The organism is Gemmobacter denitrificans (genome assembly GCF_036964905.1).
In the GTDB taxonomy this organism is placed as follows: domain Bacteria; phylum Pseudomonadota; class Alphaproteobacteria; order Rhodobacterales; family Rhodobacteraceae; genus Gemmobacter; species Gemmobacter denitrificans.
The window spans coordinates 18,522-38,947 of record NZ_JBALHR010000011.1 but is presented as its reverse complement, the minus strand read 5'-3'; the positions used below and the strand labels follow the sequence as shown (position 1 = coordinate 38,947).

The window sequence follows — 20,426 nt, the reverse complement described above, 5'->3', positions numbered from 1 at the left end:
CATGGCGCGGAACCTGCCCGAAGGGCGGCAGCGCTGCAACTCACATCGCCGACAGGAAGCCCCCGCTTGGCAAGCTGCCGCTTGGGCGATAAGGAAGCCAAGGTCAACCGGGCGAGTCTGCCCAGCAATCAGGAGAAGCGTGTCATGTTCAAAGGGTCCATGCCTGCCCTTGTCACGCCGTTCAAGAACGGCGCTGTCGATGTGGACACGCTCAAGAAACTTGTGGAATGGCACATTGCCGAGGGCAGTCATGCCATCGTGCCGGTGGGGACCACGGGTGAAAGCCCGACGCTGAGCCATGAGGAACATGGCCGGGTGATCGAGATTGTGGTGGAAACCGCTGCAGGTCGGGTTCCGGTGATTGCAGGCGCGGGATCGAATGCCACGGCCGAAGGGATTGGCCTGATCCAGCATGCGCAAAAGGCCGGGGCCGATGCGGCGCTGGTGGTGACGCCCTATTACAACAAGCCGACACAGGCGGGTCTGATCGCCCATTACACCGCGCTGCATGACGCCAGCGACCTGCCGATCATCATCTACAACATCCCGGGCCGGTCGGTTGTGGACATGACCCCCGAAACGATGGGCCAGCTTGCCAAGATGCCCCGCATCGTGGGTGTGAAGGATGCGACCGGCAAGATCGAGCGGGTCAGCCAGCAGCGCGCCAGCTGTGGGAAAGATTTCATCCAGCTGTCAGGCGAGGATGCCACGGCACTTGGCTTCAACGCCCATGGTGGCGTGGGCTGCATTTCGGTCACCGCCAATGTGGCGCCACGCCTGTGTGCCGAATTCCAGGAGGCCACGCTGCGCGGCGATTACGCGACCGCGTTGGAGTATCAGGACCGCTTGATGCCCTTGCATGAGGCGATCTTCCTTGAACCGGGGCTGGTCGGCGCGAAATATGGCCTGTCGCTGCTGGGCCTGTGCAGCGAGGAGGTCCGCCTGCCGCTGGTCGGGCTGACCGATGGCACCAAGGCGCGGATCAAGGCCGCGATGCAGTTCGCCGGGCTGATCTGAGGGCAAGAGGGGGCTTTGCCCCCGCCCGTTCCGGGCTCCGCCGGGATATTTGGAACAAGACAAAGGGCCTTGCCGGTGCGGGGCCCTTTTGCCGTTGGAGAGATGCGGAATGAACGACAATCTGCGCGGCGCGGGATTCATGGTGGCGGCCATGCTGGGATTTGCCATCGAGGACATGCTGCTCAAGCGCGTGTCCGCGGCTGGCCTGCCGGTGGGGCAGGTGTTGCTGATCTTCGGTGCGGGCGGAGCGCTGGTCTTTGCGGCCCTGACGCGGCGGGCTGGGCAGCCGCTGTGGCACCCGGCAGTCATCGGGCCACGCATGCTGTTGAAAGCCGGGTTCGAGGTGATGGGACGGCTGTTCTATACGCTGGCCATCGCGCTGACGCCGCTGTCCACGGCCAGTGCCATCCTGCAGGCCACCCCGCTGGTTGTTGTTGCCGGGGCGGCGCTGATCTTTGGCGAAAAGGTAGGATGGCGGCGGTGGTCGGCCATTCTTGCCGGATTGTGCGGCGTTCTGGTCATCCTGCGCCCCGGTCTGGAAGGGTTCAACGCCCTGTCCTTGCTGGCTGTGGCGGGGTTGATCGGCTTTGCGGGCCGCGATCTGGCGACACGGGCCGCGCCAAAGGTGCTGAGCAACCTGCAACTGGGCATTTACGGGTTTCTGGCCATGGTGCCGACCGGCTTGGGGTTGATGCTTTGGCAGGGCGGTGCTGTCTGGCCCGATGCGGTTGCCTGGGGGCAATTGGCCGTGGCGATTGGCTTCGGGGTCTTTGCCTATTGGGCGCTGACCGTTGCCATGCGGTTGGGCGAAGTCAGTGCCGTAACCCCCTTCCGATACACAAGACTTGTTTTTGCGCTTGTTCTTGGCATGGTTGTTTTTGGGGAGCGCCCTGACCTTCAGACGATTCTCGGATCGGGAATTGTGGTCGCGGCCGGGTTGTATACGCTTTTGCGCAGCCGAAAGGTGGCTTCGCAAAAGGGTTAAGGTTTGGTTTGTATGGGGGCTTTCCGCGGCCAGTTTGTGTGAGGTCCTGGTAAATGTTTCTGTATGGGTGACAGTGTCGTGATTGAGCCGCTTCCATGTCAAAAAATGGGCAGAATTCAGCGCTTTCTGGGGCGTAAGGCAGCACCGACTGCCACAAAGCTTAACAGAGAGGATGCCCAGATGTTCCTGACCGATATCCTGCGCCGTGAAGCCCCATTGGCCGATGCAATTGCGGCGCCGTCGCTTGGGCTGATGCCCGGGGCGCTGGTGGAAACCGAAACCGGCTGGGCACCCGTGGAAAGCCTGTATCCAGGCCAACGTCTGCAGGTGTCGGGCGGCGGTCTGCGCCCGCTGGTCGCGATCTGGGCCGATGCGCCAGCCAGCGGAACGGCAATTCATGTGCCGGGCGGCGTGCTGGACAATTGCGAAGACCTGATGCTGGGCGAAAGCCAGCTGGTGCTGCTGGACACCCTTGGCGATCCGGATGTGCCGGACGCGATGGAGGTTCTCGTGCCTGCTGCGGCGCTGGTCGGGCGGCGGGGGATCACGCGCCGCGCCCTGCCGCGCCCGCAACCTTTGCTTCGGCTGATGTTCGATGAGGAAGAGGTGTTCTGGGCCCAAAGCGGTGTCATGCTGCATGGGGCATCGGTGGCGCATCCTGAAACCGCCCTGATGAGTGCCGATTTCGTTCAGCTGAGCCAGCCGCGCAGCGCCGCATTTCTGGAACGGCGTCTGGCCTGACATCTGCCCGGTGGCTGGACTTTCCGCGATCGCTCGCCTATTTCGGAGCGATCATGGCCAAGCACGCAGACCCCAATTCCAAGATGATCGCCGAAAACCGCCGGGCGCGTTTCGATTACCATATCGAAAGCGACCTTGAGGCCGGGATCATGCTGTATGGGTCTGAAGTCAAATCGCTGCGGCAGGGCGGATCGAACCTGGGTGAAAGCTATGCCAGCGTCGAAGGTGGCGAATTGTGGCTCATCAACAGCTATGTGGCCCCTTACCGCGAGGCCAAGACCTGGGGCCATGAAGAGCGTCGCCGCCGCAAGCTGCTGGTGTCGAAGAAAGAACTGTCGCGCCTGTGGAACGCGACTGCGCGCGAAGGCATGACCATCGTGCCGATGAAGTGGTATTTCAATGACCGTGGCCTTGTGAAGGTCAAGCTGGGTGTGGCGAAGGGCAAGAAGCTGGCCGACAAGCGCGCGACCGAGGCCAAGCGCGATTGGGATCGCCAGAAGCAACGGCTGCTCAAGCAGGGTTGATCTGTCAACAAATCTGACTTGATCTTGCGTCAAGCTTGGTTCCTGACCCAAGATATGCGACTGTTTGGCGCATCCGGGGGTGTTTGTCCCGGGCAACATGCGCGATTGCCCAAGGCATCGCGCCGGGAAAGGAACGAGTGACATGGAACTTATCATCAGCCTGATTGCCGGGGCTGTGGGGGGCAATGCTGCCGGGGCGGTTCTGAAGAACCTGAGCCTTGGGACGCTGGGCAATTCGATCGTCGGAATCCTTGGTGGCGGCGTGGGCGGCCAGATTCTGGCCATGCTGGGCGCGGGGGGCGTTGCGGCTGCGGCGGGTGGCGGCACGGATATCGCGTCCATCGTTGGCAGCCTTGCCAGCGGTGGCGTCGGCGGCGGGGTGCTGCTGGCGGTTGTTGGCGTGATCAAGGGGGTTCTGGGGCGCTGAACCCGGCAGCTTTGGAAAAAGGGCGCGCGCCGTTTCGGCTGCGCGCCCTTTGCTTTGGGCGCTAACAGGTGGCTTGCCGCTTGCCTGACTGCGCCCCTGTGATAAAGCGGGATCAAAGATGCAGGAGCCCGCGCCATGACTTCCGCTTTTCAAGATGATCCCAGGACACTGGTGTCCACCGCCTGGCTTGATGCCCATCTGAAAGACCCCGATCTGCGGGTTCTGGATGCCAGCTGGTATCTGCCCGATATGGGCCGGGACGCGAAGGCCGAATATGCCGCCGGCCATATCCCCGGTGCGCGGTTCTTCGATATCGACGAGATCAGCGACCAGAGGTCGAGCCTGCCGCATATGGCACCACCAGTCGAGAAGTTCATCAGCCGGATGCGCGCCATGGGCGTGGGCGACGGCCATCAGGTGGTGGTTTATGACGGCATGGGCCTGTTTTCCGCGGCCCGCGTGTGGTGGCTGTTCCGGCTGATGGGCAAGACCGACATCGCCGTGCTGGATGGTGGCCTGCCCAAGTGGAAGGCCGAAGGGCGCGAACTTGAGGACATGGCGCCGATCCTGCGTGACCGTCACATCACCGTCAGCCGTCAGGCGGCGCTGGTGAAGGATGTGACGCAGGTTGCCCATGCCAGCAAGCTGGGCGAGGCGCAGATCATTGATGCCCGCAGCGCGCCGCGCTTTCGCGGTGAAGTGCCCGAGCCGCGCCCCGGTTTGCGGTCGGGTCACATTCCGGGATCGAAGAACGTGCCTTTCACCGATCTTCTGCAGCCCGATGGCACGATGAAGGACCTGGCCGCCCTGCGTGCCGTTTTCACTGCAGCGGGGGTGGATCTTGCCAAGCCCGCCATTACCAGTTGCGGATCGGGGGTTACGGCTGCCGTTCTGGCCCTGGCGCTGGAACGGATCGGGCACAGGAACTGGTCGCTCTATGATGGCTCATGGGCCGAATGGGGCATGTATGACGATCTGAAAGTCGCAAAAGGATAAGGCGATGCTGGAAGCACTGAAGGCGCAGCCGCAGGACAAGATTCTGCAGCTGATCCAGATGTTCAAGGATGATCCGAGAACCGACAAGATCGATCTCGGCGTGGGCGTCTACAAGGATGCGACGGGTCTGACCCCGGTGATGCGGGCGATCAAGGCTGCTGAAAAGAAGATCTGGGAAACCCAGGACACCAAGACCTATACCGCGCTGACGGGCGAGCCCGGCTATAACATGGCAATGCGCAAGCTGATCCTGGGCGACGCGGTGGCGGCTGACCGGCTGTCGTCGATTGCAACTCCGGGCGGCACCGGGGCTGTGCGGCTGGGGGTTGATCTGGCCAAGATGTTCAATCCCGGGGCAACGGTCTGGGTATCGCGCCCAACCTGGGGCAACCATATCTCGATCATCAAGTTCGTGGGGCTTCCCGTCGCCGAATACCGCTATTTCAATGCGGAATCGGGCGAAGTGGATTTTGCAGCGGTCAAGGCGGATCTGGGGCAGGTGAAGCCGGGCGATGTGGTCTTGCTGCATGGTTGCTGCCACAATCCGACCGGGGCGAACCTGACGCTGGACCAGTGGCAGGAGGTGATCGCCATCCTGAAGGACCGGCAGGCCTTCCCGATGGTCGATCTGGCCTATCAGGGATTTGGCGACGGTCTGGATCAGGACGCGGCACCGACACGGATGATTGCGCAGGCTTTCCCGGAACTGTTGATCGCGGCCTCGTGCAGCAAGAATTTCGGCGTCTATCGCGACCGCGCCGGGGTCTTGGTCGCCGTATCCGCCGATGCGGCGCAGGCGGAGATCACCCAGGGCAATCTGAGCTTCCTCAACCGCCAGACCTATAGCTTTCCGCCCGATCATGGCATTCGCGCGGTGATGACCGTGCTGGATGATCCGGCGCTGGAGGCAGACTGGAAGGAAGAGCTGGAGGTAACCCGCAGCGGGATGCTGGGTCTGCGCGCCCAACTGGCCGAGGAACTGCGCAGGGCCACCAATACCGACCGCTTCGATTTCGTGGCCCGGCATCGCGGCATGTTTTCATTGCTGGGCCTGACCGAAGCGCAGGTCATGCGGCTGCGTGAAGAATTCGGCATCTACATGGTCAGCGACTCGCGCATCAACATTGCCGGGTTGAACGCGGCCACCGTGCCGGTTCTGGCCCGGGCGGTTGCCGAGGTGATCCGTTAATCACGTTTTCTGGCGCGGCGGGCCCTGACACCGCCGCGCCATCCTTTTGCCTGCATGCAGGCTCGATTGCGGGAAAATCGCAGTCTCTTTGTTCTGTGGCACGGATCAATCTGGCCATCTGACCCGTATTCTTCATGAAGGTGCCACGCTTTCGCCCGGTCGGTCCGGCACTCTCTCATGAGGTGAATTGGGCAGTTCCTGCCCTGCGCCTTGATTGCGGAGAGGCAGAATGCCAACAACCTTCAATGTGTTTTCGCTGGGGAATCAGGCGGATATTGATACGACCGAAGGCAATACACTGGCAGAGAATGCTGGTGCCCTGGTCGGTTTGACCTTCGGCGGGGTGCAGAATGCCTTGCTCAACAATCAGCAGACGTTCTCGCCCGGTTCGACCGGTTTCGCCGGTGGCACCACGAATGCTTATGATCAGACCAACGCACCTGCCGAAACCTTCCTCATCAATGGCGGGGCGGAACAGACCTTCGATTCCTCGGTCGTGTACAATGCGACCATTACATATACCGATGGCACGACCGCCACGGTCACGGCTGTCATCTTTCAGGATACGGCGGGCAATACCTATTGGGCCCCTGAATTCGCCGCAAATGCCGATCAGGCAGCAATGCAGGCGCAACCGATCCGCAGCCTGACGCTTGACAGTCTCAACAGTGCCACCTTCTCGGGGATGACGGGGGACCGGCAGACATGGAACGTGGTCACCTGTTATCTGCGCGGCACCCGTATTCTGACCCCGCAGGGAGAAAAGCTGATCGAGACCCTGCAACCGGGCGATCTTGTCATGACCAGGGACAATGGGCCGCAGCCGATCCTGTGGATCGGAGCCAGCACCGTTATGGGGCAGGGACGGTTGGCCCCGGTGCGTATCGCCCGGGGGGCGCTTGGGCAGGGCCTGCCCCTGCGCGACCTGTATGTTTCCCGGCAGCATCGGATGTTGCTGCGCTCGCGCGTGGCCGAGCGGATGTTTGGTTCGCCTGAAATCCTGGTGCCCGCAATCAAGCTGATCGGATTGCCCGGTATCGCGGTGACCGAGGTGCCGACGCAGGTCACTTGGTTTCACCTGCTGACCGAACCGCATCAGATCATCTTTGCCGAAGGTGCGCCAAGCGAAACCCTGCTGACCGGAGCCGAGGCCATGCGTGCCGTCGGTGCCGAAGCTGCGTCGGAACTGGCTCTGCTTTTTCCCGAACTCATTGCGCATCCGGTGCTGCCCGCCCGGCCCTGTATCCGCAACGCCCGGCTGGATCGTTTGCTGCAACGCCACCGCAAGAACGGGCTGGCTTTGGTCGCCTGAACGGCATTGGAGACCCATCATGCGAAAAGGCCCGCGCAGGGATCGCGGGCCTTTGCTGTTTGTGGGGAAGTGGTCGATCAGCCGTGATAGGCGCTTTCACCATGCGAGACCTGATCCAGGCCCTGACGTTCGCTGTCGGTATCCACCCGCAGGCCGATCACCATATCCACCAGCTTGAAGAGCAGGAAGGACAGCACGCCGGTCCAGACCACGGTCAGCGCAACGGATTCGATCTGAATCCAGGTCTGCGCGCCGATCGCATAGTCTTCGCCCTTCACGCCACCGAAGGAGGCCGCCGAGAAGGGACCGACCAGAATGGCGCCGATGATGCCGCCCACGCCATGGATGCCGAACACGTCAAGGCTGTCGTCATAGCCGGCCTTGATCTTCACCACGGTGACGAAGAAGTAGCAGGCGGCCGCAGCAATCGCCCCCAGCAGGATGGCGCCCATCGGGCCGACCGTGCCGCAAGCGGGGGTGATTGCCACCAGACCGGCGACCATGCCCGAAACAGCCCCCAGCATCGAAGCCTTGCCCCGCAGTGCGCCTTCCAGCGCCGACCAGACAACTGCGGCAGCAGCGGTGGCGATGAAGGTATTGATCATGGCCAGCGTCGCGCCGCCATTGGCTTCCAGGTTGGACCCGACGTTGAAGCCGAACCAGCCGACCCACAGCATCGAAGCGCCGATCATGGTCATCACCATCGAATGCGGCGCCATGTTTTCCTTGCCGTAACCCACACGCTTGCCGATCACGATGGCGCCGATCAGGGCCGCTACACCGGCATTGATATGCACCACAGTGCCGCCGGCAAAGTCGATCGCGCCGTGCTTGAACAGCAGGCCGTTCGCATCCCAGACCATATGGGCCATCGGGAAGTAGCAGAAAGTGCCCCACAGGACCGAGAACAGCAGCGCCGCCGAAAACTTGATGCGTTCGGCAAAGGCCCCGATGATCAGCGCAGGTGTGATCGCCGCGAAGGTCATCTGGAAGGCGATGAACAGATATTCCGGGATGACATAGCCAGCCGAGAAGGTGGCCGACATGCTGTCAGCCGTCACGCCAGCCAGGAACAGCTTGCCCAGGCCGCCCCAATAGGGCGAGTCGCTGCCGCCGAAGGAGAAGGAGTAACCATAGATCACCCAGATCAGCATCATCACGCAGGCAATCAGCGTGGTTTGCATCAGGATCGACAGCATGTTCTTGCTGCGCACCAGGCCGCCATAGAACAGCGCCAGACCCGGCAGCGTCATGAACAGCACCAGCACGGTGGAGGTCATCATCCAGGACACATCGCCCTTGTCCATCACGGGGACGACTTCGGCAACGGTTTCGGTGGTGGCAGCGGCGGCCTCGGCCGTGGCTTCCTGCGCCCATGCGGGCAGGGCCGTCAGCGCCGAAATCGCCGCAAGGCCGGAGAGTTTGTTCATTGTTTTCATGGTGTCGTGTTCCCCTTCCACCCTTGTCTCACAGCGCGTCGTCATTGGTTTCGCCCGTACGGACGCGCACCGCATGTTCCACATCCAGAACGAAGATCTTGCCGTCACCGATCTTGTCGGTACGTGCCGTGGTGCGGATCGTCTCCACCACCTGTTCGGCCAGCGCGTCAGCAACAACGATTTCCAGCCGCACCTTCGGTACGAAGTTCACGGCATATTCGGCACCGCGATAAATCTCGGTATGGCCGGACTGCGACCCGAAGCCCTTGATCTCGGTCACCATCATGCCGCGCACGCCGATGGTGGTCAGGGCTTCACGGACCTCCTCAAGCTTGAACGGCTTGATTGCTGCAATGATCAGTTTCACATGCGTCCCCTTTTTCTTGCCATTCGCCCCTGTCGCGGGCTTGCCGGTCAAGAAGGCGGCGAATGCTGCAGCTGCACAAGAAATGCGCGGCTTCGTCGGGGGGGATTTCAGGGCTTGTTGCACATTTTTTGCACGAATTGCGCCATGTGCCGAATTATTGTGCGAAACCGGTCTGCGAATCGTGTCCGCACCCACTCCACAAGAGCGGCATGTCAGGGTAAGATTCCGGCAGAACAAAGACCAGAAGACGGGCGTATCGGGCAATGAGTGGATCGGGCAAACGGGGGGCACCGCTGGTGGCGGATCGCCGCTATCCGTCTTCGGGCGGGGGATCTGGGCGCGGCGGACCGCCGAAGAAGCCCGAACCGCCGAAAAAACCGGCTTCCCCCCGAAAGCCCGCATCGCGCAAACCTGCCCGGAAGCATGGGCTGATTGTCGGGCTGATCCTTGGGCTTCTTGGCCTGATCTGGCGGGTGATCTGGGGCGTGGGCTGGCGGCTTGGCGTTGTGTCGGCGCTGGTGCTGTTTGGGGTGGTCTTCTATTTCCACCAACAATTGCCCTCGGTCACCGATCTGGTGGACGCGCGCGCGCGCGGATCGGTCACCATGCTGGATCGTGACGGTCAGGTCTTTGCCTGGCGTGGCGAAACCTTCGGCGGCATGATCACCTCGGATCATGTGTCGGATCATTTGCGCAATGCCGTGGTGGCGACCGAGGACAAGCGTTTTTACGGCCATTTCGGGGTCAGCCCGCGCGGGATTGCCAGCGCCATCCGCATCAACCTGTCCGAAGGACGCGGCCCGCTGGAGGGCAATGGCGGGTCCACCATCACGCAGCAGGTGGCCAAGTTGCTGTGCCTCGGCGTGCAATATGACGCGACGAAGTGGAAGACCGAGGCGGAATATGAGGAAGACTGCCGCAGCGGGGGCATCTGGCGCAAGGTGAAGGAAATCCCTTTCGCCATGGCGATGGAATGGAAGTATTCCAAGGCCGATATCCTGACGATCTATTTCAACCGGGCCTATCTGGGGGCGGGTGCGCGCGGGTTCGAAGCCGCAGCGCAGCGCTATTTCGGAAAATCGGCCGCCAATGTCACGGCCGCCGAAGCCGCGATGCTGGCAGGGCTCTTGAAGGCCCCGTCACGCTATGCGCCGACCGCCAATCTGAAACGGGCGCAGGATCGGGCAAATGTCATCATCGGGCTGATGGAAGAACAAGGTTATCTGGACAAGGCCACCGCCGATGAGGCGCGGGCCAATCCGGCGCAATTGTCCGAAGCGGCAGCCCGCAATGCGGGGGGATTCTTTGCCGATTGGGTGATGGAATCCGGCCCGGCCTTCCTGACCAAGGACACGACCGAGGATGTCATCATCCGCACCACGCTGGACCAGACCATCCAGCGCCAGGCCGAGGCTGCGTTGGAAGATGTGTTCGCAACCAAGGTATCCAAAGGGTCAAAGGCGCAGGCTGCGATCGTGGTGATGAGCGCGGATGGCGCAGTGCGCGCCATGGTGGGCGGGCGCAAGATCGAGGCGGCAGGCAGTTTCAACCGTGCGACCCAGGCGCTGCGTCAGACCGGTTCGGTGTTCAAGCCCTTTGTCTATGCCGCGGCGCTGGATTTGGGTTACAGCCCGTCAGATTATGTCGAAGACACGCCGCTGACCATCAACATCAAGGGCTCCGGCCCCTGGACCCCCGCGAATTACGACAAGGAATTCAAGGGAATGATCACGCTGACCCAGGCGCTGGCCGAAAGCCGGAACATCCCGGCCGTGCGGGTGTCCGAGGCGGTGGGGCGCGATGCAGTGCGGCAGGTGGCCGAACAGTTCGGGGTGAAATCCGATCTGGCGGCTGGCCCGGCGCTTGCACTTGGGGCCAGCGAAAGCACGCTTCTGGAAATGACCGGGGCCTATGCGGGCATCCTCAATGGCGGATCATCGGTGCAACCCTATGGGTTGATCGAGCTGAAACTGCAGGGCGAAGAGGGGGAGTTGATCGGCCAGACCGGCGGGATCGGCGAAAGGGTCATCCGGCAGGAAGCGGCGCAAGAGCTGATCTACATGATGTCGCAGGTCATCGAACGCGGCACGGGGAAACGGGCGCGGCTCGGCGATCATCCGGTGGCGGGCAAGACCGGCACCACCAGCGCCGCCCGCGATGCCTGGTTCATCGGTTTTTCTGCCCATTACGTCAGCGGCGTCTGGATGGGCTATGACGACAACACCCCGTTGAAAGAGGTGACGGGCGGGGGGCTGCCGGCCCAGATCTGGCAAGAGGTGATGGCGCGGGTTCATAAGGGGATTCCGGTCACGCCGCTGCCCATGGTCGTACCTGCGCCACGTCAGCCACCGGCTTCGGGCGTTTCGGCCTCGTCGCTGGAAGTGCCGGGTGTTCCGGCGGCAGAACAGCCCGCAAGCCCCGGCGCAACTCCGGCGCAGCCCCAGCCTTCGACGGGTGACCCGATTCAGGACGCACTGCGCGACGCACTTGGGGTTTCTTCGGGGCTTTACTGAAACAGCCGCAGCAGGGCGGGGGCCAGAAAGGCGGTCAATACCGCATTCAGCCCCATGCCCAGCCCGGCAAAAGCCCCGGCAGTCGGATGCACCTGAAAGGCCCTGGCCGTGCCGATCCCATGGGCTGCGACCCCGGTGGCAAAGCCACGGGCCCGCCAGTCACGGATGCGCAGGGCATTGAGCAGTGGTGTGGTGCAGATGGCGCCGATGATGCCGGTCAGGATCACCAGAACGGCGGTCAGTGTCGGCGATCCGCCCAGACTGCCGGAAATGCCAAGGGCCACCGGCGCGGTGGCCGATTTGGGGGCCAGCGAAGCCAGCACCTCGCCCCGCAGGCCAAGCGCCCAGGCTATGCCAAGGGCCGATCCTGCCGCAGTAACCGATCCGGCCAGCAAGGCTGCCAGCAATGGCAAAGCCGCGCGCCGCACATGGCCCAGATTGTCCCACAGCGGCAGAGCCAGCGCCACTGTCGCAGGGCCCAGCAGGAAGTGCACAAATTGTGCGCCTTCGAAATAGGTCGCATAGCTGGTGCCCGTCGCCCAGAGCAGCCCGGCCAACAGCACAACGGCAATCAGCACGGCATTCACCCAAGGCCGCCGCCCCGCAGCCAGAAAGCAGGCATTGCCGATCGCATAGGCGGCCAGCGTCGCCGTCAGCCAGAGCAGGGGGCCTTCTGCAAGGTAGGACCAGATCTCGGTGAAATCGGTCATGCTTCCGGCTCCGTGCCCATCAGTCGCGCAACGGCGGCAAAGGCCAGGGCCCCCGCTGCGATGGCCAGCAGAGTCGACAGGATCAGTACCACCGCCAGCGCAGGCCCTTGCGCCGCCAACTTGTCCAGATGCCCGATCACCCCGGTTCCTGCCGGGACGAAAAGAAGCGACAGATGGCCGAGTATCCCGCTGGCCAGGGGGCGCACCACATCGACCAGCGCAGGCAGCACAGCGAAACCTGCCAGCAGGATCAGCATCCCCGCCACCGGTCCGGGCAGCGGAAGACCGGTCGCGCGGGTCAATACCTCACCGGCAAGCTGTGACAGAAGCAAGGTCAGAAGGGCGGGGATCATGGGGCCTCCGGCTGCAGGATCGTTTGGCGCACCATGCGCCCTGCCCGTGCCAGACGGAAGCCCGGCACAGACTAAATGATCAGATCCCTGCGCATGCGGAACCGGCGCAGCGCCACACCCATCCGCAGTACGGTTTCCTCTTCCACGACATGCCAGCCATGCTTTTCAAAGAAAGGCCGGGCAACAAGGCTGGCCTCGGTCGTCATCTGGCGGGCACCATGTGCGTTGGCCCAATCCGCGGCTGCACCAAGCAGCCTTCCGCCAATCCCGGACCGACCTGTCGAAGGCAGCACGAAGGCAAGATCCACATAGCCGGATCGGTCTATTGTGATGAAACCGACCGGCTCCCCTTTGCATTCGGCGACAAATCCGGTCAGTGCGGCAACCCGGGCTTTCCAGCGGTCAAGGTCGATGGTTTCCCCGGCCCAGGCCAGCCGCTGTGCGGCGTCATAGGCAGCCCGGGTGCCTTCGTGGATTGCACAGAAGAAGATGCGCCCGACGGCGGGGTAATCGTCTGCGGCCAATGGCCTGATGTCGATGCGGGTATCCGGCATCCCTCAGGCCAAGGGGGCCCAGGGCCGCTGGTCTGGAATATGCAGGCGGATCGTTTCCCCCAAGGTGAAGATGCCCTCGCGTTCGACCCATGCGGAGACACCACGCCGCGCATGGGCCGCAGGTTTGAAGGCGCGGCCATGCCCTGGGTGGCGGGTTTCGATCGGACGGGCAGGCAGGGTGCAGGGGCGGTTCTGCATATCCACAACCAGCGTTGCGCCGCCCGCCCCCTGCAGCCGCGACGAAGGCGGAAGGTGGCTGAAATCGGGGATGCCGGAAATCACCATGGTCGCCCCCAGCAAGGCCGGATCAAGCAGTTCCAGCCCCATTTCGGCAGCAATCGCTGCCAGCTCTTCGGCGCCCAGCAGGCTGAACTGCCGGGCATTGCGGATCTTGGTGCCACGCGGATATTGCGCCTGCACCCTGCTGCAGGCAGGCCGGGTCAATCCGCCATGCGCCTCGCCCTCAGGCCCGGCGAAACTGGCAATCAGGCTGTCGCGCGGCTGACTTTCCAGCGCGGCGTCACGATCCGCCACTACCCCAAGCCAGGTGATCGTGCCGGCATATTCGGTCGGGATCAGGGCAGGCATGGATCAGACCTTCTTTGCATAGCTGTAGCTTGTGGGGCGATCATAGCCGTCATGCGCCGTGGCACCGGTGCGCAGAAAGCCCAACCTTTCCCAGATGGCCTGTGTCTCGGTCAGTTCGACGCGGACTTGCAAGCGCAATTCCGGCAGGCCAAGGGCGCGGGCGCGGGTTTCCGCATGGCTGACCAAAGCGCGGCCAATGCCCTGCCCGCGGGCTGATCGGGCCACCGCCGCCTTGCCAAGATAAAGGTGATCCGCGCCCGGTGTCAGCACCACGCAGCCCAAAAGCGGCCCCCCGATCCCCCAGATTTCGGCCTGCGCGGCCAGATTGCGCAGCGCTGCAAGATCCAGTCGGTTGAGCGACGAGGGCGGATCAATCCGCCCTTCCATATAGGCAAAGGTGTCGCGGATCAGCGCCAGCACCTGTGCCAGATCGTCCTTGGGGCCGATGCGATAGGGCAGGTGATCGGCCAGATGCAGCCAGCCCAAGCGGTCGCCCGCGTGAAAATGCTGTTCGGGTGCAAAGGCGGCAGGCTCATCCAGCGTGGCCGCATGAAGATGGATTTCATTCGGAAAGCGGTCAGCAAAATAGGCCAGCGGACTGCCACAAGTGGCGCAGCGGTGCCAACGCGTGCCTGGGCTGGACTGATGCACAACGGGGGGTGGACCCTGCCAGACCACGGAATTCGGATCGAGCCCGACATAGCTGGCCATCGCCGCGCCGGTCGCCCGGCGGCAACTGTCGCAATGGCAATGACCCTGCCAGAGCGGCAGGGCCTCGGCGCGCCAGCGTGTTGCGCCACACAGGCAGTGGCCGGAAAAGGGTGGGGTCAGGGTCATGCAACCAGCCTGCACCCCGCCCCAGACAAGGTCAATCGCCCAGGGACAGAAAGCCCGCAATCTCGGCAATCGCCTTGTCATGCAGCGACTTGCGATTGCCGCCTTCCGGTTCGCCGCAGATCGGATCGTCCTTCTCTGCCTCAAGGAAGGCAGGGCCTTCGGCGGTACATTCCCCAAGGAACGAGAAATGCCAGGCCGGTGCGAGGCGGGTCAGCGTTGCTGCCGGAATGCGCCCCACAAGATTGGCGCCTGCGGGACCGGCCTCTGTTGCATCCCATTGGGTTTTCTCATCGCCCAGATTGATGATCAGGCTGCGGGCCGTGATGCGCGACAGGCTGTCATCGGTCATGGCATAGCCAAAGCCCGGATCGACCGCGACCATTGCTGACACACGCGGATCGGCCATGTCTGTTGCCTCCCATTCCGCGGGCAGATCATGCGGGTCGACGCCGCCGCGCTGCAGAAACCGGCAATCCGACGCATCGGCAAATCGGTCGCAATAGGCCCCATAGGCAGCGCGGTCCATCTGCGCCCCGGCAACATGCAATGCGGTGGCCCCGCCCAGCGAGAACCCCAGAACGGTGATTTGATCCGGGTCGATCATCGGGCCGAAATCGGGATGCGCAAGCGCTGCGTCGATGATGGCCGGAATATCGCGGGCGCGTTCGGTCACCTGCACAGTGCGACGGGGAGAGCTGTCGCGTGATGTGGTGCCGGGATGGTTTACGCCGATGACGATGGCACCTTTCACTGCGAGCGGCCCGGCCAGCCAGCCCAGACCATCAATATTGCCGCCCGATCCATGCGACACAACGATCAGCGGATACCGACCTTCGGCAATGCGAGGCGCAAAACTGACGCGGGTGCCGGTAAACACCGGGTTGGCCCCGAGCGGGATGGTATAGCTTTCGCCTCCGGCCGGATACCAGACGGCTGCCTCCATCACCCGGGGGCGGTGGGGGGCATCGACCTGGATATGGTCATATCCGGGCAGACTGTCGGCAGCCGCCATCATTGGCAGCAGGGTCATCGTGGCAAGGATCAGCGGTTTCAACATCTTGGCCTCCATGGCGTTGTGATAGGCCGATCTGAGCCAATCGGGGGGCGGCTGGCGTCCTTTTTCCGGTTTCAGGTCGCCAGGAACCGGATTTCGGCCTATGCGAAGCGCAGGAGGTGCCCTGATGTTGACCCTGCCCGTGCCTTTGGTGGCCAGCTTGATCCTGATCTTTCTGGTGGCACGCGCCGCCTTGCGCCAGACTGTGCGCTGGCCGCTTCTGGTGCTGATCGCCGCAGAGGCGGTGCAGGGCATGGTGATCTCGGGGCGGCAGCATTATGGAATCGGCTGGTTGGCTCCGGTTCAGCCGGTGCTGGCCATGGCGATACCTCCGCTGGCCTGGCTGGCCTTTCAGATCGTGGCGCGGCGCGGCCATCTGGTTTCGGGTGATCTGTGGCATCTGGCAGGGCCGGCCTTTGCGGTGTTTTGCGTGGTTCAGGCCCCGCCCATGCTGGATCATGCGGTATTGGCCAGTTTTTTTGGTTATGGCACGGCGCTGCTGCTGGCCTTGCGGGGCGGGCGCGACATGCTGGAGCGAACCCGGCTGGACAGTGGTGAGGCCCCGGTGCGGATCTGGCGTTGGATCGGGGTGGCCCTGATCCTGTCAGGTTGCAGTGATGTGATACTTGTCGCGATGGAAATGGCGGGATTGGGCGGCTGGCGTGGCCATGTCGTCAGCCTGATGTGGGGGGGCACCTTGCTGGCCATTGCCGGGCTGGCCTTGTCCGATGTGCTGGCCCCGGGTGACGATACGCCGCCAGATGAAGCTGCGCCCGAGATTGCCAGTGCTGGTCCGTCGGAAAGCGATGCAGCGCTGGTTGCGCAGATGGAAGCATTGCTGGCGGAACGGCAACTGTTTCTTGACCCAAGCCTGACTTTGTCCCAGATCGCCTGTCGGCTGCGCGTGCCGGTGAAGGCCCTGTCTGCAGCGATCAACCGGGTGAAAGGCGAAAATGTCAGCCGGGTGGTGAACGGGATGCGCATCGCCCATGCCTGCGGTCTGCTGCTGGGCGGCGCCAGTGTCACCCAGGCCATGCTGGACTCCGGCTTCAACACGAAATCGAACTTCAACCGCGAATTCCTGCGGGTAACCGGCCTTGCCCCCAGCGACTGGCTGCGTCGCGAAAGCGCAAAAGGCCCCGCCTAGGCGGGGCCTTTCACAAGACAAGAGGCCTGAAATCAGACCAGAGCGGCCTTGGCCTGAGCGGCGATGGCGTTGAACGCCTCGGGCTCATGCACGGCCAGATCGGCCAGAACCTTGCGGTCCACCTCGATCCCGGCTTTCGCCAGACCGTTGATGAAACGCGAATAGGTCATCTCGATGTCGAACAGACGCACGGCCGCGTTGATGCGCTGGATCCACAGGGCGCGGAAGTTGCGCTTGCGGGTCTTGCGGTCGCGGGTGGCGTACTGGTTCGCCTTGTCCACAGCCTGAGTGGCGGTGCGGAAATTGGTCGAGCGGGCGGCGTAGTAGCCAGCAGCCTGCTTGATGACCTTGCGGTGGCGGGCGTGGGTGACCTTGCCGGATTTGACGCGGGACATTGTTCAGGCTCCTCAGCGGTCGTAGGGCATGTATTTCTTGACGATCTTCGCATCGCTGTCGCACAGGATCATGGCTCCCGATGCGTCGCGGACGAATTTCGCCGTGCGCTTGATCATGCCGTGGCGCTTGCCCGCCGGGCCAGCCTTCACACGACCCGAGGCGGTGAAGCTGAACCGCTTCTTGGCCGCCGACTTGGTCTTCATCTTGGGCATATTTTGTCTCCTCTGTCTTGAGGGTGAACGCACGACTCGGCAATGCCACATCGGCCGGCCGCGCGGGGTATAGAGGGGGGCGTATAGGCCGGGTCTGGCGGCGATGCAACCCGAATCCAACGGTTACGCGCGGGTTTTCCGCCGCCCGGCGCAAATTCAGCCAGTCAGAAGAAACGCCCGATCACCCGGAAAAAGGCGTTCGGGATATCCTGCACTTCATAGCCGCCGGGTTTCATGCTGAAGCCGGTGACCATCAGGCCACCCCCGATCAGGAGAATGATGGCGGCCGCGCGCGGGGCGCGGCCATCCACAAAGGCCGAAAACATCGAGGGGATGGCCAGAATGACGAGGGTGATCCCGATCACCAGATAAAGATCCGAATTCAACCCCGCCTCCTCGACAATGACCTTGGGGCAAGCTTACTCGGGGTCGGCGCGATGAATCAACCGTTCATCACAAGGCGCAACCCGCAGGATGTTGGTGGTGCCGGTCACATTGAAAGGTACACCCGCCGTAACGACGATCTGGTCCTTTTCAGTGGCAAACCCGCCTTCGCGGGCCACCTTGACGGCAGCGAGAACCGCGCCCTTGAAGCGATCCTGCTCTTCGGTGATCGCGCAATGCGCCCCCCAGGTCAGGCAGAGCCTGCGCGCGGTGCCAACCAGCGGGGTGAGGCCGACAATCGGCACCCGGGGCCGTTCGCGCGCCACAAGGCTGATCGTGGTGCCGGTCTGGCTGAAGCAGCAGATCGCCTTGATGTCGGTCGCTTCGGCGATCTCGCGGGCCGCGGCCACGATCCCGTCGGCGACCGTGGTGCGGGTGACGCGGCGGCTGGCTTCGATGATGTCGCGATAGGTGGCGTCGCTTTCAACGCTGATCGCCACATTGTTCATGGTGGTCACGGCCTCGATCGGGAATTTGCCTGCGGCGCTTTCGGCTGAAAGCATCACCGCATCCGCACCTTCATAGATGGCGGTGGCGACATCCGACACCTCGGCACGGGTCGGCACCGGGCTTTCGATCATGGATTCCAGCATCTGGGTGGCAACGATCACCGGCTTGGCGGCGGCGCGGGCCTTGCGGACCAGTTGTTTCTGGATCGGCGGCACGGCATGGACTGGCAATTCCACGCCCAGATCACCGCGCGCCACCATGATGCCATCGGCAACGGCAAGGATGGCGTCATAGGATTTCACGGCGGCAGGCTTTTCGATCTTGGCCAGAATCGCGGCGCGGCCATTGGCGAGCGCGCGGGCCTCGATCACGTCTTCGGGGCGCTGCACAAAGGAAAGAGCCAGCCAGTCCACGCCCAGTTGGCAGGCGAATTCAAGATCGACCCTGTCCTTCTGCGACAGCGCGGCCAGCGGCAACAAGACATCCGGCACGTTCACGCCTTTGCGATTGGAAATCGTGCCGCCGACTTCGACGATGCAATCGGCAAAATCCTTGCCGCAGGTTTCCACCCGCAGCCGCAGCTTGCCGTCATTCACCAGCAGGGTCGATCCTGCCTCGAGCGCGGCGAAAATCTCGGGATGGGGCAGGTTCACGCGCTGCGCTGTGCCCGGTTCGGCATCAAGATCAAAGCGGAAGGCTGCGCCTTCGACCAGCTCGGCGGAACCATCTGCAAAAGTTCCGACCCGCAGCTTGGGACCCTGCAAATCGGCAAGGATCGCGATGGGGCGGGAGAGATCGGCCTCGACCTTGCGGATGATCTCATGCCGGGCGCGGATGTCTTCATGGGTGCCGTGGCTCATGTTCAGGCGGAACACGTCGGCCCCAGCCTCGAACAAAGCCCGGATCATCGCGTAATCGGACGAGGCGGGCCCCAGGGTGGCCACGATTTTCACATTGCGCATCCGTCTCATGCTGCCGGTTCCTTGATCTGTCATGTCGGTTTCCACGGGCCGCCGACCTTATGGCGGAAATTGACCGTCGCGGCAACGCTGCATTTGTTAGCGATAACATGACCTGTTCGAAAATGGGATGATTCCCGCAGTCGGACAGGCCTTTCATGCAGGAATGCCGCATCTTGGTAACGATCGCGTTGCGCAGGGCGCTGAATTTTTGCGCAATGCGACAGTCCTTTGGTCGGGGCAGTGGCAGGCAGACCTGTCACGTTATTGCCTACGCGTATATGGCAACCGCTCTTGCGCGGGGCCGCGTTCTCGCTCCGCTGATCTCGTGGGACTGGTTGCCGGCCCTTTCCCCAGTGAAACAGCAAAGATCCACGTTTTGCCGATTCCCTTAAGCCGGTGGATTTTCTAAACCTGAACCACCACTGCGGTAAGGGATCAGTTCAGAATGGCGTTCCAGATTTCAGGTGAGGACCGGCCCGGCCGTTGGCTGGTGACTTGCGACCATGCAAGCAACCGGGTGCCGGATACGATGATCGGCGGGCTTGGCATCGCGGCCGAGGATATGGAACGCCATATCGCCTATGATGTCGGTGCGGCGGGGGTGGCGCAGGCCCTTGGTGTCGCCCTAGACAGCCCGGTGATCTGCTCGGATTTCTCGCGTCTGGTGATTGACCCAAACCGGGGCGAGGATGACCCGACCCTGGTGATGCGGTTGTATGACGGAACGATCATCCCGGCCAACCGGCACCTGCCCGAGGCAGAAATCGAACACCGGCTGCAGACGCTTTACCGGCCCTATCATGCGGCCTTGGCCTGTCTGGCGGCGCGGCGGCCCGATACGGTGATCCTGGCCATCCACAGTTTCACACCGTGCCTGCGCGGGCGCGAACCGCGGCCCTGGCATGTGGGCGTTTTGTACAGCCATCTGGATGATCGGCTGTCGCGGCCATTGATTGCCCGCTTGCGGGCCGAGCCCGATCTTTGCATTGGCGACAACCAGCCCTATTCCGGCCATTTGCCGGGGGATGCTGTGGATCGCCATGCCTTGCAGACCGGACGCCACAATACGCTGATCGAGTTGCGCAATGATCTGATCGGCACAGCAGACGAACAGCAGGCATGGGCAGCACGCTTGGCGCCGATCCTGACCGAGGTGCTGTCTGGGCTGGAGACCTGACCTGTCTGCGGGGAGGGGCCGGGGCGGGGGCA

At 63.0% G+C, this 20,426-nt stretch carries 23 protein-coding genes; 11 read left to right on the top strand and 12 right to left on the bottom strand.

The features are described 5' to 3' along the window. The first annotated feature begins 144 nt into the window (after window positions 1-144). The 8 genes from dapA (at window position 145) to V6590_RS15655 (ending at window position 7,191) form a co-directional block, all read left to right on the top strand. On the top strand, window positions 145-1,017 hold the full coding sequence (gene dapA / locus V6590_RS15690) for a 4-hydroxy-tetrahydrodipicolinate synthase (RefSeq protein WP_335424628.1): 873 nt from the start codon (window positions 145-147) through the stop codon (window positions 1,015-1,017). Between the two features lie 109 nt (window positions 1,018-1,126). Next, window positions 1,127-2,002, top strand: a complete 876-nt coding sequence (locus V6590_RS15685) for a DMT family transporter (protein ID WP_335424627.1) — start codon at window positions 1,127-1,129, stop codon at window positions 2,000-2,002. A gap of 180 nt (window positions 2,003-2,182) precedes the next feature. Continuing rightward, complete coding sequence (locus tag V6590_RS15680; protein ID WP_335424626.1) at window positions 2,183-2,743, top strand: Hint domain-containing protein; 561 nt, start codon at window positions 2,183-2,185, stop codon at window positions 2,741-2,743. Between the two features lie 53 nt (window positions 2,744-2,796). Then, window positions 2,797-3,267, top strand: a complete 471-nt coding sequence (gene smpB / locus V6590_RS15675; RefSeq protein ID WP_335424625.1) for an SsrA-binding protein SmpB — start codon at window positions 2,797-2,799, stop codon at window positions 3,265-3,267. 142 nt (window positions 3,268-3,409) lie between these two features. Then, window positions 3,410-3,694 carry a hypothetical protein gene (locus V6590_RS15670; protein ID WP_335424624.1) on the top strand — a complete coding sequence of 95 codons (285 nt, stop codon included), beginning with the start codon at window positions 3,410-3,412 and terminating at the stop codon, window positions 3,692-3,694. A gap of 135 nt (window positions 3,695-3,829) precedes the next feature. Further along, window positions 3,830-4,690: a 3-mercaptopyruvate sulfurtransferase gene (gene sseA / locus V6590_RS15665; RefSeq protein WP_335424623.1), complete on the top strand. Its 861-nt coding sequence runs from the start codon at window positions 3,830-3,832 to the stop codon at window positions 4,688-4,690. 4 nt (window positions 4,691-4,694) lie between these two features. Continuing rightward, window positions 4,695-5,879: an amino acid aminotransferase gene (locus V6590_RS15660; RefSeq protein ID WP_335424622.1), complete on the top strand. Its 1,185-nt coding sequence runs from the start codon at window positions 4,695-4,697 to the stop codon at window positions 5,877-5,879. Window positions 5,880-6,108: 229 nt separating this feature from the next. Then, a complete protein-coding gene (locus V6590_RS15655; protein WP_335424621.1) occupies window positions 6,109-7,191 on the top strand; it encodes a Hint domain-containing protein in 1,083 nt (360 codons plus the stop codon). 77 nt (window positions 7,192-7,268) lie between these two features. Here V6590_RS15655 and V6590_RS15650 read toward each other — a convergent pair whose 3' ends face one another. Beyond that, window positions 7,269-8,630 carry an ammonium transporter gene (locus V6590_RS15650; RefSeq protein WP_335424620.1) on the bottom strand — a complete coding sequence of 454 codons (1,362 nt, stop codon included), beginning with the start codon at window positions 8,628-8,630 and terminating at the stop codon, window positions 7,269-7,271. Between the two features lie 28 nt (window positions 8,631-8,658). Continuing rightward, on the bottom strand, window positions 8,659-8,997 hold the full coding sequence (locus tag V6590_RS15645; RefSeq protein ID WP_335424619.1) for a P-II family nitrogen regulator: 339 nt from the start codon (window positions 8,995-8,997) through the stop codon (window positions 8,659-8,661). Between the two features lie 263 nt (window positions 8,998-9,260). On the opposite strand from V6590_RS15645, the gene V6590_RS15640 reads away from it, so the two are divergent. Next, window positions 9,261-11,510: a PBP1A family penicillin-binding protein gene (locus V6590_RS15640; RefSeq protein ID WP_335424618.1), complete on the top strand. Its 2,250-nt coding sequence runs from the start codon at window positions 9,261-9,263 to the stop codon at window positions 11,508-11,510. Here V6590_RS15640 and V6590_RS15635 read toward each other — a convergent pair. The 6 genes from V6590_RS15635 to V6590_RS15610 form a co-directional block, all read right to left on the bottom strand. Further along, window positions 11,504-12,220: an LrgB family protein gene (locus V6590_RS15635; RefSeq protein WP_335424617.1), complete on the bottom strand. Its 717-nt coding sequence runs from the start codon at window positions 12,218-12,220 to the stop codon at window positions 11,504-11,506. The two genes, V6590_RS15640 and V6590_RS15635, sit on opposite strands and share 7 nt — an antisense overlap. After that, entirely contained in the window at window positions 12,217-12,573 is a 357-nt protein-coding gene (locus V6590_RS15630; RefSeq protein WP_335424616.1) for a CidA/LrgA family protein, read from the bottom strand. The genes V6590_RS15635 and V6590_RS15630 overlap by 4 nt, the downstream gene beginning before the upstream one ends. A gap of 71 nt (window positions 12,574-12,644) precedes the next feature. Beyond that, on the bottom strand, window positions 12,645-13,127 hold the full coding sequence (locus tag V6590_RS15625; RefSeq protein ID WP_335424615.1) for a GNAT family N-acetyltransferase: 483 nt from the start codon (window positions 13,125-13,127) through the stop codon (window positions 12,645-12,647). Between the two features lie 3 nt (window positions 13,128-13,130). Next, window positions 13,131-13,715 (bottom strand): MOSC domain-containing protein, encoded by a 585-nt coding sequence (locus V6590_RS15620; RefSeq protein ID WP_335424614.1) that lies wholly within the window; start codon window positions 13,713-13,715, stop codon window positions 13,131-13,133. A gap of 3 nt (window positions 13,716-13,718) precedes the next feature. Beyond that, on the bottom strand, window positions 13,719-14,552 hold the full coding sequence (locus V6590_RS15615; protein WP_335424613.1) for a GNAT family N-acetyltransferase: 834 nt from the start codon (window positions 14,550-14,552) through the stop codon (window positions 13,719-13,721). Window positions 14,553-14,583: 31 nt separating this feature from the next. Beyond that, entirely contained in the window at window positions 14,584-15,609 is a 1,026-nt protein-coding gene (locus tag V6590_RS15610) for an alpha/beta hydrolase family protein (protein ID WP_335424612.1), read from the bottom strand. Between the two features lie 124 nt (window positions 15,610-15,733). Here V6590_RS15610 and V6590_RS15605 point away from each other — a divergent pair, with 124 nt between their 5' ends. Then, entirely contained in the window at window positions 15,734-16,753 is a 1,020-nt protein-coding gene (locus V6590_RS15605; RefSeq protein ID WP_335424611.1) for a helix-turn-helix domain-containing protein, read from the top strand. Window positions 16,754-16,785: 32 nt separating this feature from the next. Here V6590_RS15605 and rplT read toward each other — a convergent pair whose 3' ends face one another. The 4 genes from rplT to pyk form a co-directional block, all read right to left on the bottom strand. Further along, a complete protein-coding gene (gene rplT / locus V6590_RS15600; RefSeq protein WP_335424610.1) occupies window positions 16,786-17,148 on the bottom strand; it encodes a 50S ribosomal protein L20 in 363 nt (120 codons plus the stop codon). A 12-nt stretch (window positions 17,149-17,160) separates the two neighbouring features. Next, the gene (gene rpmI / locus V6590_RS15595; protein WP_197642512.1) at window positions 17,161-17,361 is read right to left on the bottom strand and encodes a 50S ribosomal protein L35; all 201 of its coding nucleotides are present in this window, start codon (window positions 17,359-17,361) and stop codon (window positions 17,161-17,163) included. A gap of 164 nt (window positions 17,362-17,525) precedes the next feature. Continuing rightward, window positions 17,526-17,747, bottom strand: a complete 222-nt coding sequence (locus tag V6590_RS15590; protein WP_335424608.1) for a hypothetical protein — start codon at window positions 17,745-17,747, stop codon at window positions 17,526-17,528. Window positions 17,748-17,780: 33 nt separating this feature from the next. Further along, complete coding sequence (gene pyk, locus V6590_RS15585; protein WP_335424607.1) at window positions 17,781-19,226, bottom strand: pyruvate kinase; 1,446 nt, start codon at window positions 19,224-19,226, stop codon at window positions 17,781-17,783. A gap of 436 nt (window positions 19,227-19,662) precedes the next feature. On the opposite strand from pyk, the gene V6590_RS15580 reads away from it, so the two are divergent. After that, window positions 19,663-20,394, top strand: a complete 732-nt coding sequence (locus V6590_RS15580) for an N-formylglutamate amidohydrolase (RefSeq protein WP_335424606.1) — start codon at window positions 19,663-19,665, stop codon at window positions 20,392-20,394. Window positions 20,395-20,426: the final 32 nt, after the last annotated feature.

Coding starts and splice junctions, on each gene's coding strand:
- dapA (WP_335424628.1), top strand. CDS start 145: ATGTTCAAAGGGTCCATGCCTGCCCTTGTCACGCCGTTCAAGAACGGC.
- V6590_RS15685 (WP_335424627.1), top strand. CDS start 1,127: ATGAACGACAATCTGCGCGGCGCGGGATTCATGGTGGCGGCCATGCTG.
- V6590_RS15680 (WP_335424626.1), top strand. CDS start 2,183: ATGTTCCTGACCGATATCCTGCGCCGTGAAGCCCCATTGGCCGATGCA.
- smpB (WP_335424625.1), top strand. CDS start 2,797: ATGGCCAAGCACGCAGACCCCAATTCCAAGATGATCGCCGAAAACCGC.
- V6590_RS15670 (WP_335424624.1), top strand. CDS start 3,410: ATGGAACTTATCATCAGCCTGATTGCCGGGGCTGTGGGGGGCAATGCT.
- sseA (WP_335424623.1), top strand. CDS start 3,830: ATGACTTCCGCTTTTCAAGATGATCCCAGGACACTGGTGTCCACCGCC.
- V6590_RS15660 (WP_335424622.1), top strand. CDS start 4,695: ATGCTGGAAGCACTGAAGGCGCAGCCGCAGGACAAGATTCTGCAGCTG.
- V6590_RS15655 (WP_335424621.1), top strand. CDS start 6,109: ATGCCAACAACCTTCAATGTGTTTTCGCTGGGGAATCAGGCGGATATT.
- V6590_RS15650 (WP_335424620.1), bottom strand. CDS start 8,630: ATGAAAACAATGAACAAACTCTCCGGCCTTGCGGCGATTTCGGCGCTG.
- V6590_RS15640 (WP_335424618.1), top strand. CDS start 9,261: ATGAGTGGATCGGGCAAACGGGGGGCACCGCTGGTGGCGGATCGCCGC.
- V6590_RS15635 (WP_335424617.1), bottom strand. CDS start 12,220: ATGACCGATTTCACCGAGATCTGGTCCTACCTTGCAGAAGGCCCCCTG.
- V6590_RS15630 (WP_335424616.1), bottom strand. CDS start 12,573: ATGATCCCCGCCCTTCTGACCTTGCTTCTGTCACAGCTTGCCGGTGAG.
- V6590_RS15625 (WP_335424615.1), bottom strand. CDS start 13,127: ATGCCGGATACCCGCATCGACATCAGGCCATTGGCCGCAGACGATTAC.
- V6590_RS15620 (WP_335424614.1), bottom strand. CDS start 13,715: ATGCCTGCCCTGATCCCGACCGAATATGCCGGCACGATCACCTGGCTT.
- V6590_RS15615 (WP_335424613.1), bottom strand. CDS start 14,552: ATGACCCTGACCCCACCCTTTTCCGGCCACTGCCTGTGTGGCGCAACA.
- V6590_RS15610 (WP_335424612.1), bottom strand. CDS start 15,609: ATGTTGAAACCGCTGATCCTTGCCACGATGACCCTGCTGCCAATGATG.
- V6590_RS15605 (WP_335424611.1), top strand. CDS start 15,734: ATGTTGACCCTGCCCGTGCCTTTGGTGGCCAGCTTGATCCTGATCTTT.
- rplT (WP_335424610.1), bottom strand. CDS start 17,148: ATGTCCCGCGTCAAATCCGGCAAGGTCACCCACGCCCGCCACCGCAAG.
- rpmI (WP_197642512.1), bottom strand. CDS start 17,361: ATGCCCAAGATGAAGACCAAGTCGGCGGCCAAGAAGCGGTTCAGCTTC.
- pyk (WP_335424607.1), bottom strand. CDS start 19,226: ATGAGACGGATGCGCAATGTGAAAATCGTGGCCACCCTGGGGCCCGCC.
- V6590_RS15580 (WP_335424606.1), top strand. CDS start 19,663: ATGGCGTTCCAGATTTCAGGTGAGGACCGGCCCGGCCGTTGGCTGGTG.